Source organism: Agathobacter ruminis (assembly GCF_002735305.1).
In the GTDB taxonomy this organism is placed as follows: Bacteria; Bacillota; Clostridia; order Lachnospirales; family Lachnospiraceae; genus Roseburia; species Roseburia ruminis.
The window spans coordinates 1-13,657 of the sequence record NZ_PDYG01000127.1; the positions used below are offsets into that span (position 1 = coordinate 1).

The 13,657-nt window shown below is 45.8% G+C and carries 16 protein-coding genes; all 16 read right to left on the bottom strand.

Going from position 1 to position 13,657, the window contains the following annotated elements; translation table 11 throughout:
* Positions 1-176 precede the first annotated feature (176 nt).
* Positions 177-1,037 carry a hypothetical protein gene (locus tag CSX02_RS11720; protein ID WP_099386806.1) on the bottom strand — a complete coding sequence of 287 codons (861 nt, stop codon included), beginning with the start codon at positions 1,035-1,037 and terminating at the stop codon, positions 177-179.
* A gap of 3 nt (positions 1,038-1,040) precedes the next feature.
* The gene (locus tag CSX02_RS11725; protein WP_031545091.1) at positions 1,041-1,721 is read right to left on the bottom strand and encodes a TIGR00266 family protein; all 681 of its coding nucleotides are present in this window, start codon (positions 1,719-1,721) and stop codon (positions 1,041-1,043) included.
* 97 nt (positions 1,722-1,818) lie between these two features.
* Complete coding sequence (purD, locus tag CSX02_RS11730) at positions 1,819-3,093, bottom strand: phosphoribosylamine--glycine ligase (RefSeq protein WP_099386807.1); 1,275 nt, start codon at positions 3,091-3,093, stop codon at positions 1,819-1,821.
* 23 nt (positions 3,094-3,116) lie between these two features.
* On the bottom strand, positions 3,117-3,737 hold the full coding sequence (gene purN, locus CSX02_RS11735; RefSeq protein WP_099386808.1) for a phosphoribosylglycinamide formyltransferase: 621 nt from the start codon (positions 3,735-3,737) through the stop codon (positions 3,117-3,119).
* 27 nt (positions 3,738-3,764) lie between these two features.
* Positions 3,765-4,790, bottom strand: coding sequence for a phosphoribosylformylglycinamidine cyclo-ligase (gene purM / locus CSX02_RS11740; RefSeq protein WP_099386809.1), 1,026 nt, complete (start codon positions 4,788-4,790; stop codon positions 3,765-3,767).
* A 32-nt stretch (positions 4,791-4,822) separates the two neighbouring features.
* Positions 4,823-5,335 (bottom strand): 5-(carboxyamino)imidazole ribonucleotide mutase, encoded by a 513-nt coding sequence (purE, locus tag CSX02_RS11745; protein ID WP_099386826.1) that lies wholly within the window; start codon positions 5,333-5,335, stop codon positions 4,823-4,825.
* Between the two features lie 43 nt (positions 5,336-5,378).
* Positions 5,379-7,409, bottom strand: coding sequence for an aminopeptidase (locus CSX02_RS11750; protein WP_099386810.1), 2,031 nt, complete (start codon positions 7,407-7,409; stop codon positions 5,379-5,381).
* 21 nt (positions 7,410-7,430) lie between these two features.
* Complete coding sequence (locus CSX02_RS11755; RefSeq protein WP_099386811.1) at positions 7,431-7,757, bottom strand: DUF6142 family protein; 327 nt, start codon at positions 7,755-7,757, stop codon at positions 7,431-7,433.
* Position 7,758: 1 nt separating this feature from the next.
* Entirely contained in the window at positions 7,759-8,232 is a 474-nt protein-coding gene (locus CSX02_RS11760) for a VanZ family protein (RefSeq protein ID WP_099386827.1), read from the bottom strand.
* Positions 8,219-8,899, bottom strand: a complete 681-nt coding sequence (gene pyrE, locus CSX02_RS11765) for an orotate phosphoribosyltransferase (protein ID WP_031545076.1) — start codon at positions 8,897-8,899, stop codon at positions 8,219-8,221. Before pyrE ends, CSX02_RS11760 begins: the two co-directional genes overlap by 14 nt.
* A gap of 152 nt (positions 8,900-9,051) precedes the next feature.
* On the bottom strand, positions 9,052-9,423 hold the full coding sequence (locus CSX02_RS11770; RefSeq protein WP_031545074.1) for a DUF3850 domain-containing protein: 372 nt from the start codon (positions 9,421-9,423) through the stop codon (positions 9,052-9,054).
* Positions 9,424-9,474: 51 nt separating this feature from the next.
* Positions 9,475-10,089, bottom strand: a complete 615-nt coding sequence (locus tag CSX02_RS11775; protein WP_099386812.1) for a YkgJ family cysteine cluster protein — start codon at positions 10,087-10,089, stop codon at positions 9,475-9,477.
* Between the two features lie 24 nt (positions 10,090-10,113).
* Positions 10,114-10,962 carry an ATP-dependent sacrificial sulfur transferase LarE gene (larE, locus tag CSX02_RS11780; RefSeq protein WP_099386813.1) on the bottom strand — a complete coding sequence of 283 codons (849 nt, stop codon included), beginning with the start codon at positions 10,960-10,962 and terminating at the stop codon, positions 10,114-10,116.
* 9 nt (positions 10,963-10,971) lie between these two features.
* Positions 10,972-11,889, bottom strand: a complete 918-nt coding sequence (locus CSX02_RS11785; protein ID WP_099386814.1) for a dihydroorotate dehydrogenase — start codon at positions 11,887-11,889, stop codon at positions 10,972-10,974.
* A 27-nt stretch (positions 11,890-11,916) separates the two neighbouring features.
* Complete coding sequence (locus CSX02_RS11790; protein WP_099386815.1) at positions 11,917-12,705, bottom strand: dihydroorotate dehydrogenase electron transfer subunit; 789 nt, start codon at positions 12,703-12,705, stop codon at positions 11,917-11,919.
* A gap of 15 nt (positions 12,706-12,720) precedes the next feature.
* Positions 12,721-13,647: an orotidine-5'-phosphate decarboxylase gene (pyrF, locus tag CSX02_RS11795; protein WP_031545065.1), complete on the bottom strand. Its 927-nt coding sequence runs from the start codon at positions 13,645-13,647 to the stop codon at positions 12,721-12,723.
* Positions 13,648-13,657: the final 10 nt, after the last annotated feature.

A 13,657-nucleotide genomic window follows, 5' to 3' on the forward strand; every position in this document is an offset into this window, starting at 1 on the left:
CAAGTCTCGCTCGCGAGACTTGGCGCGAGATTTGCGTCAGCGTAGCTGACATATTTCATAATCATGATAACTATATTGATCATATAGGTTGGGTATATCCGTTAGAGCGCGCCCATGGCGCACAAACTAAAAAGAGGTCACGCAAGCGTGACCTCTTTCATTTGTTTTAATATGCCTTAGCCGGAATACGGTACCATCTCGAAGTAATCGTTAGCAGAGTGACCTCCAATTCCGTATTCATAACCGTAGGTGTCAATTTTGTCCTGTCCAATGTGCTCGTACTGGAATTGACCCATTCTGCCGTCGTCGGTTTCGAAGAAAAAAGTATCTTCGTCCTGGCCGTATGGATGAATCACGGTGCCGGGAGTCAAAGTCGTTTCTTTGCCTGCGATTTTGGCAGGGAGATCTTTGATGACGGTAAGGGATGATTTGCTCTCATCTCCAATGGTATTAAAGATGTATACCTCGTCGTCGGTCACAAACTTATCATTTTCGATGCGATAGGTTTTGTGCCCTTCATAAGTTCCGATGGAATTGACTGTTGTTGCCATATTCAGCTGATCCACATTGGTGAATGGTTCAAAGAATATCATATTCAACGCATCTGCCGCTTCGAGTTGGCCATCCTCCACTTTGTATAAGTAAGTGCGGCCGTATGAATTCTCGTAATGGCAAGTCAGAAAAATATAGGCATCGTCGCCACGCTCAATCAAATAGCTGCTTGTGACAGCCCAGCATGACTTTTCCACGCCATACAACTGATAGTTGAATTCAAGGATAACTGTCACAGAATAGTCATCCTCTTCCTTTACTTTCAGCATTCCCGTTGAATCCGAGACACTGAATTCCTCATTTGGTTCAATTGGCGTGATAATTGCCTTTTCCTGCGGAACATATTGTGATTCCGTTTCAGTGCTTTCGACCTGTGTCGAGGTTTGCGATGACACATTGCGATTGGATGTACATCCAGAAACAGCAAGCAGAAGCACTGCCAGAAACACGGTCATCGACCCTTTCGCCACAAATCGATTTCTCATCTCTTACTTTCCTGTCGCAATAAATGGTGCGATTGCACCAGCCATCTGAGATACCGGCATGCTCTGAAGCCAGATGTGACCCGGTCCTGTTACAACGGTATTGAACAAGCCTTCTCCACCGAACAATGCATTCTTGATACCCGGAACTGTCTGGATATCCATTGAGCAGGAAGCGCTCATAGCAGCAAGATATCCGGTATCAATTACCATCTGCTGGCCAGGTCCAAGATCATATTCTTTGATATAACCATCAAACTCAAGAAATACCAATCCCTGTCCGGAAAGTCTCTGCATGATGAATCCTTCTCCGCCGAAGAATCCTGCGCCGAGGCGTTTCTGGAAAAATACGGAAAGCTGTACTCCTGCTGTAGAAGCAAGAAAAGCTGATTTCTGTGCGATAATTTCCTGTCCCGGTCCGATTTCAAACGCACGGATGCAGCCCGGGAAGCTGGATGCAAAAGCGATCTGTCCAGGTCCGCCCATCGCAGTGTAACGATTCTGGAACATTGCTTCTCCTGAGAATGCACGTCCAAACATTTTGCCGATGCCTCCGTTGCTTGATGTCTCCATCTTCATATTTGGTGACATCCATGACATTGCACCTTTCTCTGTAATCATGGTCTCGTTTGCATCAAGATTGCAGATTACGACCGGTAATGGTTCCCCTTCAATTGTGTAATTCATAATATCTTCTCCTTATATCGTTTTAAATATTAACATAACAAGTATATCGCATTCTCAATACTTCATCAATTGTTTTTGCAATATCATGTTGCACTCTTTATGCTTCATCAATTGCTTTTCCAATATCATGACGCATATATTTGTTTGCGAACTGAACCCATTCGGTTGCCTCATAGGCCTTTGCACGCGCCTGCTTCAAATCATCTGCAGTCGCAGTGATTCCGAGAACGCGGCCTCCGTTGGTAACCACTTTGCCGGCTTCGTCAAATTTTGTTCCGGCATGGAAGCAGTAATAATCTTTTTGTCCCTTGAATTTCTCAAGTCCGGTGATTTCAAAGCCTTTTTCGTATTGAACCGGATATCCGTCCGATGCAAGTACAACACAGACGGTTGCACGCTTTTCGAATTGCAGATCAATTTCATCCAGACGTCCATCCACGCAGGCTTCCATGACATCGATGATATCATTGGTCAGTCGTGGAAGTACAACCTGTGCTTCCGGATCTCCGAAACGTGCGTTGTATTCGAGCACCTTCGGGCCTTCCTCTGTCAGCATCAGGCCGAAAAAAATCACACCGGTAAACGGTCTGCCTTCGGCAGCCATCGCATCCACGGTCGGCTGGAAAATATATTTCTGACAGAATTCATCCACTTCCTTGGTATAAAACGGACTCGGTGAAAAATTACCCATTCCGCCGGTGTTCAAACCGGTATCTCCGTCTCCCGCTCTTTTGTGATCCTGTGCGGAATCCATAATCTTAATGGTCTTGCCGTCTACAAAAGAAAGAACAGATACTTCACGGCCGGTCATAAATTCTTCGACCACCAGCGTGTTGCCGGCCGAACCGAACTTCTTGTCCTCCATGATTTCTTTGACGCCGGCTTTCGCCTGCTCAAGGTTTTCGCAGATTAAAACGCCCTTGCCCAAAGCAAGTCCGTCTGCCTTCAATACGATCGGCATCTTTGCGGTTTCCAGATAAGCCAGTGCCTCCTGCGGATCTGTAAAATTCTCATAGGCTGCGGTCGGAATATGATATTTTTTCATCAAATCCTTGGAAAAAGCCTTTGATCCTTCCAGGATAGCTGCATTTTTGCGAGGACCGAATACCTTTAACCCTTCTGCTTCAAATACATCGACGATGCCGCCTACCAACGGATCATCCATTCCGATGATGGTAAAATCGATGGCCTTTTCTTTTGCAAATGCCACCAGTTTATCAAATTCCATGGCGCCGATATTGACGATTTCTGCAAGTTCTGCGATTCCGGCATTGCCCGGTGCACAATAAATCTTATCCACACGAGGACTCTTTGCAACCGCAGTTACAATTGCATGCTCACGGCCACCGCTTCCAACAACTAATACATTCATTGCTTTTATCCTTTCACTGATTCCTATTTCACTTTTACAAGACCATTCTCTACCGTGACTCTGTTGTTTGCAATCAGGTCAATGGCCTTTGGCATAATCTGCCATTCTGCTTCTTCCATAACTCTGCGCTGCAGTGTCTGCGGCGTGTCATCCTGCTGAACTTCCACTGCTTTTTGCAAAATGATCGGCCCGGTATCGGTTCCTTCATCCACAAAATGACAGGTCGCGCCGGTCACCTTCACGCCGCGCGCAAGCACACCTTCATGCACTTTCAGACCATAATAGCCTGTTCCGCAAAAAGATGGAATCAGCGATGGATGAATATTGATAATCCGATTGCGATATTTCTGAATCATCTTTTCCGGAATCACAACCAAAAATCCTGCAAGGACGATCAAGTCAACCTCATACGAATCGATGGTGGCAAGCAAAGCCTCATTGAATTGTTCCCGCGTCTTGTACGATTTCGGTGAAACGCAGATTGCTTCGATTCCATGCTGCTTTGCACGCTCAAGTGCATAGGCATTTTGATTATTTGCTACCACAACAGCAATCTCAGTATTCGTGATGGTTCCATTGTCAATGGCATCCATAATCGCCTGTAAATTCGTACCGCCGCCGGATACACATACTGCAATTTTCATGATGTTCCCCTTTATCCTATGCCTGACTTATACCAGATCGACACCCTTTTCGCCGTCAACAATCTTGCCGACTACATAAGGAGTATCTCCTGCTTTTCTCATTGCCTCCATGGTCTTGTCCACATCTGCAGGATCCACTGCAACAATCATGCCAAGTCCCATGTTGTAGGTGTTGTACATCATTTCTTCTGCCACATTGCCTTCTCTTTGCATCATGATAAAGATTGGCGGAATCGGATAAGAACCTTTCTCTACAACCGCACGCTTGCCTTCCGGAAGCATACGAGGAATGTTTTCATAGAAGCCTCCGCCTGTAATATGGCTGCATGCCTTGATGCGAACGCCGGCATTCTTGACTTCTTTTAATGCTTTCACATAAATACGTGTCGGTGCGAGGAGCGCTTCACCCAGAGTGGTTCCAAGCTCATCAAAATGTGTATTCAATGTTTCTTCGTTCATGCGGAAGATCTTGCGCACCAGTGAGAATCCGTTGGAATGTACGCCACTTGAAGCCATTCCGATCAATACATCGCCGTCTTTTAAATCTGCTCCGGTAATGATGTCCTTCTTGTCAACCACACCGACTGCAAATCCGGCCAGATCGTAATCGTTCTCCGGCATCAGTCCCGGATGTTCTGCTGTCTCACCGCCGATCAGTGCGCACTCAGACTGTACACAGCCTTCTGCCACACCGCTTACGATGGTTGCAATCTTTTCCGGATAATTCTTGCCACATGCAATATAATCCAGGAAAAACAGCGGCTCGCCGCCGGCGCATGCCACATCGTTGACGCACATTGCCACTGCATCGATTCCAATGGTATCATGCTTATCAAGAATCATTGCCAGTTTTACTTTGGTTCCGCATCCATCTGTTCCGGAAAGTAAAACCGGTTCTTCCATATCTTTGATCTTTGCCAGTGAAAATGCACCGGAAAATCCACCGAGACCACCTAATACTTCAGGTCTCATGGTTCTCTTTACGAATTTCTTCATCAATTCGACTGACTCATATCCTGCTTCAATATCAACTCCGGATGACTTGTAATCCATTTTGTGTTTCCTCCATAAATATGTTTCGTGTATTACTTGTTTGCGAGATAAGCCTGATAGCCTTCCGCCTTTAATTTTGCGTCTTTTGCTTCTACCTGTTCTTTCAATTCTGCTGAGTAGGCTTTTAATCGATCTAAAAGCGCAGCATCCGAAGTTGCAAGGATTTTTGCTGCAAGCAAACCGGCATTTGCCCCACCATTGATTGCAACGGTTGCTACCGGAATGCCGCTTGGCATCTGAACAATGCTGTATAAGGAATCGCGTCCTCCGAGTGATGTCGTATGCATTGGAATTCCGATAACCGGAAGCGGGAAGATTGCTGCACACATTCCCGGCAGATGTGCTGCCATTCCTGCGCCTGCGATAATCACCTTAAAACCTTTTGCCTCCGCAGATTTTGCATACTCAAAAAATACATCCGGCTCACGATGTGCTGAAATGATTGTCATCTCATAAGTCACACCGAGCTTGTCCAAAATTTCTGCGGCCTTCGCCATTACGGGCATGTCTGAATCAGAGCCCATTACAATTCCTACCTGTGGCATTGTCTCTCTCCTCTTTTTCTTTTTCTTTTTTACTAAATTGATTTTATAATAAGCCTTCCAGCGGCACATTCAATTCCTCTGTGCCCGGAACGACAAATTTACCATCCAGAATAATCGGCTGTTCACTCTTATCCTTTGCAACCGCAATAATGGATTTGATTTCATTATACGGAATCGTGATATCTGTATGGCAGTTGAAATATGCCTTCGAAATATCCGTCTTGCGCAGGCAGGAAACAGAATTGTCTCTTGCTACAATCAGCTTTCCGTCCGGATTAAAGGTTTCATTGTCTTCATCATAGGTATAGCAGGTATCACCGACCGCAAAATGTGGTCCGGTTTTCTCCGCAATCAGAATTGGGAGTTTGTCCTGAATGCCATACTGAATTCCCATTCGATATGCTGTCGTATTGGTACCGATTGCAAATTCGCCGATTGGTAAACTCTTATGATGCTTTAAAATATTGTCTTCGATGTAACGACGATTTTCCTGTTCATCTTCAAAGTTGGTACAGTGATAATCAGCAATCATTCCATCTTTAAAATCAATTTCGAGATTGAGATAATTTCTGCCTTCAAGATAAACCTGTGTCACATGCAATTTACCGTTTGTGCCTTCAAGCACCGGTGAAGTAAATACTTCTCCGACCGGGATATTGACATCCGCCACACAGTTTTCAAATGCAGTCTCTTTTTCCGGGTTTTCCAGATCCCAGATCTTGACCTTGATATCCGTCTTGTTGTCACCGCTGCCGATGACATGAACATAATCTGCAGCGTCGAGCACATCAATGATTTTTTGTTGCATCTGCTGATATTTCATATAGTCAAGTGTGTTAACGCGTACCGTCTCCGCGAAAATTTCATCGAACTGATCTCCGATTTCCGGAATCGGATATGCAATGACTGTAAAGCTTCTCTCTTCCCCATGGATATACTGATTGATCAGCTGTGCCTGCTCAGAAGCACTCTGTACGGAAAGTCCCTGCTGCTTTTGGTCAAACTGTAAGCGTTCTTTGCGGTTGACCGGCTCAAACGGCTTCTCTCCGAATGTCTCCACAACAGCAGGTCCGGCGAACTGCGGTGCAATCTCTTTATATTCTTCAAGGATTTTTTTGAGAAATTCTGCTCTGCGTTCAACCAAAGATTTGTCGAGCCATAAAGCCTCATCCTGCTCATGATCGTTGATATATTGCTTGTTTGCTGCAGTCGATGACGGTGCTGCAATCACATACAATCCCATTTTTTCAAAATTGGCGGCAGCAAGTCGCATCATTGGTTCAAAACCAACCGGATAGCGCATCTCCACCAATGTCTTTTTTTCAAGCGGCTTGTTTAAGGTCACAAATCCAAGACGGAATCCTTCGGTATAGGTATCTGCCATTGCCTGAAGTTCTTCCTGCGGCATCTTTTGAAGGAATGCCAGAATCTTGCGCTCGTTGTCCGAAATATTGAAACCGTATTTGTACAGATAATTCTTATTGTTCAAATCCGCCTGCAACAAAATAGTACGATAAAAATCGCGATTCTTGTCAAACATTCGGGCAATTCCGTATTGCAGTGCGAGTTCCTGATTGTCATGTACATGAGAGGAAATGACAGCCTGTACTTTTTCTGCAGTGATATCATCGTCGAGCATCATCACATAAATTTCCACAAGCAGTTCCGCAAGCAGGCATACACGCTCAAAATTTCCTTCGTAAGCATATGCGATGGCAGAACGCAATCTTGCAAAATGTGCTGCAAACATCGCACCATATTCAGCGCCCAGCTTTTCACAGGCATAAGCCGGATTCAAAAATCCATTTTCATAATTGTCACCTTCGAGTGCCTGTGCAAAAAGGAAGCGGTTCCATTCTCTTCCCTGCTCTGAACATGCTGCATCCGGATTTTCGGAAGTGGCACGGACAATCTCATTCAATTTGAGCATCAGCTGTGCTGTCGCTGTAAAATAATCATCAAATGCACCGCCAACCTGTGGCTCTTCCACAATTTCCTGCAAGCGCTCCATCACAAGAGAAAGGCGCTCTTCATAAAACTGATTCTGTTTTCGATTTGTCTCTAAATAATTCATAGATCAATCCTCATTTCGTTACTAATTAATCAATCCGATGACAAGTGTTCCAATCCAGCAGATTGCTGCAATGATCGTTAAAATCAATGCCATATGCGGAATCAGCTGAAACGAATTCTCCTCCATCGTACTTTGAATAGATAAAACCATATTTGCAATCACAAAGCATATCGCCAAAATTCCGACACTTCCGTAATAAGGCGAAAGTGTTCCGTTGGAGCGGTATGCGAGGAAAACCATTATGCCGTAAAGAATCAGCAGAACTGCTGCAAGCACCAGGGCAGCAATGCCTTTCCTGGATTGTGTTTTCTCCGTAAATTTAAAACGATTTTTTCGATGAAAACGCATATTATTTCTCCGTTCGTTGATGATACATAATCAGGCGCACAATGACATAGCAAATTGCGCCAATCAATGTACCGATGGTATTCAAAAGCAGATCATCGACATCAAAGCTACCCAGTTTCATGCATAGCTGAAGCGATTCCACCATGAGGCTGAATAAAAATCCTGCCGCGGTTGCCACCAGTATATTTTTATGTTTTTGCAAAAGCATTGGAAAGAAAAAACCAAATGGTACAAAAGCCAGTACATTTCCTATCACATTCAGGAAAAAAGCTTTCCAGCCCAAAAGATTGATATGTGTCATAAATCGCCGAATCTCCTTTAGCAGAGTCAGATTATAGCGATATTCCCCTCTACCGCTGCGTCCCATCGCTTCTGCAAAAAAAAGGAAATAGAACAGACACATCAGGTAGAGAATAAAGACACATACTCCCAGTATGGAATGCCACTTCTTACGAAGTGTATTATTTGCACCCATATTGTTTGAAATAGTCATCGATTGCCGCTTTGATGGTATCATCAATCACCACTCTGCCCTGGCAATCCTGATTATGCAAACGGCTTACGACCTCTTCCATGGTCACAATCGCTCTACCTTCAAATCCGTATTTCTCTTTGATTTCATCCAAAGCGGAAAGTTTTCCGCCCAGTCCGACTTCCATACGATTCAAAGAAACCATCAGTCCAACGATGGTCACATCTGCCGCACCTTTCACCTTCGGCACCGTCTCTTCCATTGATTTGCCGGATGTGGTGACATCTTCAATCATGACCACACGGTCTCCATCCTGCAGCTGATATCCGAGGAATCCGCCCTTGTCCGCACCGTGATCCTTTGCCTCTTTTCGGTCACAGCAATAGCGAACTTCTTTTCCGTACAATTCACTAAATGCAATTGCCGTCACTACTGCAAGCGGAATGCCTTTGTATGCAGGTCCGAAAAGGACATCGAAATCCTCTCCGTAATTGTCATGGATTGCTTTTGCATAATATTCTCCGAGTCGCTTTAACTGAGATCCGGTCACATATGCACCTGCATTCATAAAAAACGGAGACTTTCTCCCACTCTTGAGGGTAAAATCTCCAAACTTCAAAACATCGCTCTCTATCATAAATTCAATAAATTCTGACTTATATTGTTCCATTTCAATATCTCCTTCTCGATTTCCCATACAAATCGCACAATTTCCTTTGTAGTTTAGCATAATTTCAGTAAGTTGGGAAGATGAAGAGCAAAAAAAGGAGCGACGATTTTCCTTCTCGTCGCTCCGCTTTTTTTATGCAATTTGCCATTCTGCTATTTCCAGCTGATGATGCAATATCCGTCCTTAATTCCCTCGATATTGCGCTCTACCATTGCCAGTGTACGCAAACTGTCATTTCCGGTCAGCTGGAAGCCGCTGGTCTCACGAAAAGCGACTACATCTCCAACCATAAATCCGATGTCTTTTGTCAGGAAATAATTGCGCGCACCCATCATGATCTCGGCATAGGCTTCTTTTTCAAGTCCGATTTCATGACGCTTGCTGGTGACCTTGGAATCAAGATTGGCACCTACGGTCAGACTGTTGGTATCCGCATGATAGCGTCTCTCGTCCTCCACAGGCTTTTTTTCTTCTCCAATCATATTGGAATATAATTCTTTGATTAAATCTTCTCTGTTTGCCATGTCGTTCTCTCCTTCGCCTAATTATAGCACTTATTTCCTATTTCCGCTATCCTAGCCTAACAAATTTTTGCGCTCATAAAAATCAGCAAAGAAATCGTCCCCATACGGACGCATGAAAAACAATTGTAAAAACAGTGTGCAAACCTGCTTCTGGTAGGTTTCGTCCGTCTGCTCCGACAGCTCCTCGCGCAGCTTTTTGGTCAGATTATGCCATGCCACCAAAAAGTCTTCATACTGTTTCAGATTCTCCTGATCCAGCCATTTACCGACTTTCATCTTGGTCTTATTTTGTGCAGGGCATGCATCTTCAAGCAGAAAATAACGAACCGTATCCTCCGAATACTGGCGTCCCAAAGGAAACAGACGGCAGATGCCCGGACGAATTGCATGGATGCTGCAACGGCCGTTCTCCAAAAATGCACAGGTGTCATCTTCACGCATTTTCAAATGCGGCAGAATCAGTCCTCCATCCGTATGCATATCCACTTTCTGCTCGATCAGCAGCTGCTCAAACCGTTTGTTTAACCCTTTGCATAACCGATATACATCATACGGATCCAGCAGGACGGTATCGCCCATTCCCGTACAGCAACTGCTGCAGCCTTCACAATCATGACAGCCCACACGCACCATGTCATTGTCAGCATACAATTTATTGATTTCCATCGCTTGTTCTCTCTCCTTTTGTGATTACAAATCAAGTGTTTCATTCATGCTGCCGGTCCGATATCCTTTCAAATCCAACGCAACATAGGAGAAACCATATGATTGTAACTGTTCATATACCACAGATCTGATCTGTGGTTCACACATATGTGCAAATTCTTCCACCGGAATCTCAATGCGCGCAATCTCGCCATGATGACGCACGCGCATTTGATGAAAGCCCAGATCCATCAGCAACTGTTCTGCACGCTCGATCTGTCCCAGCATCTCATGCGTGATTGTCACACCGTACGGGACACGCGTTGCCAGACATGCAAATGATGGCTTAGACCAGGTTGGCAGGCCCAGATACTGTGACAGAATTCGAATCTGGCGCTTGGTAAAACGCAGACTGCGCAGCGGACTTTGGATTCCCAGCTCCGCGATTGCCCGCATTCCCGGACGGTAATCATTTTCATCATCCGCATTGGAACCTTCGAGAATCACTTGGATATTCTGTTCTCCCGCAAGTGAGATGAATTGCTCAAACAGATGCTTCTTGCACAGATAACAGCGGTCTTTTGTGTTCTCCGCAAATCCTTCGATGGACATCTCATCCACGGAAAGCACGAACTGCCGCACAGAGATTGCCCTGCAGTAATCATTGGCCTCTGTCTGTTCCCGTTGCGGAAAAGACCCGGAGGACGCCGTCACTGCAATCACGCGATCATGCAATGCCTCTTTGGCCGCATACAACAGAAACGTGGAATCCACGCCTCCCGAAAATGCCACGGCCACCGACTGATATCCGGCCAGCATTGTTTTTAATTGTTCATATTTTGCAAGAAGCGCCTCATCCGGCGCTTCCTGATTCCTTTTATTACAATCTGTCATATATTGTTCCTATCGTACCGCACCAATCAGATCACGGATATCTGCGATCTGATACTTGCGCATATAATCTTCGATTCCGGCAACAATCTTTTGCGTGATTGTCGGATCAAAGAAATTGGCAGTTCCGACCGATACCATGGTTGCTCCCGCGAGAATCATCTCGATTGCATCTTCCGTAGAGGCGATTCCGCCCATTCCGATAATCGGAATGTTGACAGCCTGTGCCACCTGATAAACCATGCGCACGGCAATCGGATGGACTGCCGGTCCACTCATGCCTCCGGTCTTATTTGCAAGTGCAAATGTGCGGCGGTGAATATCGATTTTCATTCCGGTCAGCGTATTGATCAAAGATACCGCATCTGCACCACCGGCCTCGCACGCTCTTGCCATCTCTGCAATATCGGTCACATTCGGACTCAGTTTCATAATAATCGGCTGCTTTGCTTTGGTTTTTACAGCCTTTGTGATTGCCATAGCCTGTTTCGGATCCTGACCAAATGCGATTCCGCCCTCTTTGACATTCGGGCAGGAAATATTAATTTCGAGCAGGTCCACATCTGTATCAGCGAGGCGTTCAACCACATCGACATATTCTTCTTCGCTGTGACCGCACACATTGACAATTACTCTTGTATCATATTGTTTTAAAAATGCCAGGTCTCTCTCGATAAAGGTATCGATCCCCGGATTCTGTAATCCGATGGCATTTAACATTCCGCTTTTGGTCTCAGCGACACGCGGGGTCGGATTGCCGGCCCATGGATGATTCGCCACACCCTTGGTGGTTACGGCGCCAAGGACATTTAAATCCACAAGGTCGCTGTATTCCATTCCGCTTCCAAAGGTACCGGATGCAACCGTCACCGGATTTTTCATAGGAATGCCGCAAAAATCCACGGCTGTATTGATATTGAATTCAGACATGCTTGTCTCTCCTTTTGCAGTTAACGATTACAATTCGATTTCTTCTGCGTCAAATACAGGACCATCCGCACATACACGCTTATTTTTGACATTGGAATGACCATCCTCGTGTGTGCTTTGGCATACGCAGGCCAGACATGCTCCGATTCCGCAGGCCATGCGCTCTTCCATTGAGACAAAACATCTCATTCCTTTTGCGCGCGCATAATCGCGCAGTGCGCGAAGCATCGGCTTCGGACCGCAGGCATAAATCACATCACCGGTCACATGATTTGCAAGGATCGCATCGATTGCAGTTCCCTTTGTTCCGACAGCACCGTCATCCGAAGAGACAACCGTCGTTGCCACCTGCTCGAATTCATCCAGCAAAAAGGTATTGGCATCGCGATATCCCATGACAATGGTCTGCTCACACAATTGCTGTGCTTTGATTTGTTTGGCGAGCTCGAGCATCGGAGGCACACCGATTCCACCACCGACGAGAATCGCTTTTTTGCCCGGCTCTACGGTAAAGCCATTGCCAAGCGGTCCAAGCAGTCGAATCGTATCCCCTGCCTGTAAACGAGAGAACTCCTCCGTGCCCGTATGTTCACCGGTCACACGATAAACCAGACGAAGACTTCCCTCCTTTGGATCAAATCCGCATAAGCTGATTGGACGAGGCAATAATTTGTCTGCCCGGTTTGGATATACCGACACAAACTGTCCTGCTTTTGCAAGTTTAGCAATCTGTGGCGCCTTTAATTTCAAATCAAAAATATTGCTTCCCAGTGCCTGCTGTTCCAGCACGGTCGCCATTTCTTCCGTCTTTTGCATATGGCAGAATCCTCCTTAGTGCAATGCAGATGCGATATCCGCAATCATATCCTCTACAGCCATTCTGGATGCATCTGCGAAATTCTCCGCAGTGATTCCGCGATCGATATACTGATCCTGCTTGTAAGCTGCAATGATACCACGAGAGGAGTTGATGATTGCACCAAGTCCGTCCTTGTTAAAGAAATGTACCAGATCTTTGCCTTTGCCCCCCTGTGCACCATAGCCCGGTACAAGGATAAATGACTTCGGCATTACCTGACGCAGGAGCTTGCCCTGTTCCGGATAAGTTGCTCCGACAACGGCTCCGACATAGCTGTAGGAATCTCCCATACAGTCACTGCCCCACTCGGCAACTTTCTCACCGACATGCTCATACAGCGGCTTGCCGTCAATCAGGCGATCCTGGAATTCTCCGCTGGAAGGATTTGAAGTCTTTACAAGGATAAAGATACCCTTCTTTTCTTCCTTACATACATCCACAAACGGCTTGATTCCGTCGCTTCCAAGATAAGGATTGACTGTTGCAAAATCTTCTGAGAAGGTAGAGAAACGCTTGCTTCCAATCTGTACGCTTCCGAGATGTCCGGTCGCATAAGCGCTCGAAGTGGATCCGATATCGCCGCGCTTGACATCGCCGATGACTACCAGATCTTTTTCGTGACAATAATCGACGGTTCTCTGGAATGCTTTCACACCTTCCACACCAAATTGCTCATACATGGCAATCTGCGGTTTTACCGCCGGGATCAGATCACAGGTCGCATCCACGATTGCTTTGTTAAAACGGAAGATTGCTTCTGCAGCACCTGCAGGGGTCTCTCCGAATTCCTCGAATGCCGCCTTTTGAATATGCTGTGGCACATAAGAAAGCATCGGATCGAGTCCTACCACGATTGGCGCGTTGGTTTTTTGAATCTTCTCTACTAATTTGTTGATCATGTAACAGTTC

What these genes read in the sequence shown, in the direction of transcription:
- purM (WP_099386809.1), bottom strand. Translation starts at nt 4,790, where the DNA reads ATGGATTACAAGTCATCCGGAGTTGATATTGAAGCAGGATATGAGTCA.
- CSX02_RS11770 (WP_031545074.1), bottom strand. Translation starts at nt 9,423, where the DNA reads ATGGCAAACAGAGAAGATTTAATCAAAGAATTATATTCCAATATGATT.
- CSX02_RS11750 (WP_099386810.1), bottom strand. Translation starts at nt 7,409, where the DNA reads ATGAATTATTTAGAGACAAATCGAAAACAGAATCAGTTTTATGAAGAG.
- CSX02_RS11760 (WP_099386827.1), bottom strand. Translation starts at nt 8,232, where the DNA reads ATGGGTGCAAATAATACACTTCGTAAGAAGTGGCATTCCATACTGGGA.
- pyrF (WP_031545065.1), bottom strand. Translation starts at nt 13,647, where the DNA reads ATGATCAACAAATTAGTAGAGAAGATTCAAAAAACCAACGCGCCAATC.
- purD (WP_099386807.1), bottom strand. Translation starts at nt 3,093, where the DNA reads ATGAATGTATTAGTTGTTGGAAGCGGTGGCCGTGAGCATGCAATTGTA.
- CSX02_RS11790 (WP_099386815.1), bottom strand. Translation starts at nt 12,705, where the DNA reads ATGCAAAAGACGGAAGAAATGGCGACCGTGCTGGAACAGCAGGCACTG.
- larE (WP_099386813.1), bottom strand. Translation starts at nt 10,962, where the DNA reads ATGACAGATTGTAATAAAAGGAATCAGGAAGCGCCGGATGAGGCGCTT.
- CSX02_RS11725 (WP_031545091.1), bottom strand. Translation starts at nt 1,721, where the DNA reads ATGAATTACACAATTGAAGGGGAACCATTACCGGTCGTAATCTGCAAT.
- CSX02_RS11755 (WP_099386811.1), bottom strand. Translation starts at nt 7,757, where the DNA reads ATGCGTTTTCATCGAAAAAATCGTTTTAAATTTACGGAGAAAACACAA.
- CSX02_RS11785 (WP_099386814.1), bottom strand. Translation starts at nt 11,889, where the DNA reads ATGTCTGAATTCAATATCAATACAGCCGTGGATTTTTGCGGCATTCCT.
- CSX02_RS11720 (WP_099386806.1), bottom strand. Translation starts at nt 1,037, where the DNA reads ATGAGAAATCGATTTGTGGCGAAAGGGTCGATGACCGTGTTTCTGGCA.
- purN (WP_099386808.1), bottom strand. Translation starts at nt 3,737, where the DNA reads ATGAAAATTGCAGTATGTGTATCCGGCGGCGGTACGAATTTACAGGCG.
- purE (WP_099386826.1), bottom strand. Translation starts at nt 5,335, where the DNA reads ATGCCACAGGTAGGAATTGTAATGGGCTCTGATTCAGACATGCCCGTA.
- CSX02_RS11775 (WP_099386812.1), bottom strand. Translation starts at nt 10,089, where the DNA reads ATGGAAATCAATAAATTGTATGCTGACAATGACATGGTGCGTGTGGGC.
- pyrE (WP_031545076.1), bottom strand. Translation starts at nt 8,899, where the DNA reads ATGGAACAATATAAGTCAGAATTTATTGAATTTATGATAGAGAGCGAT.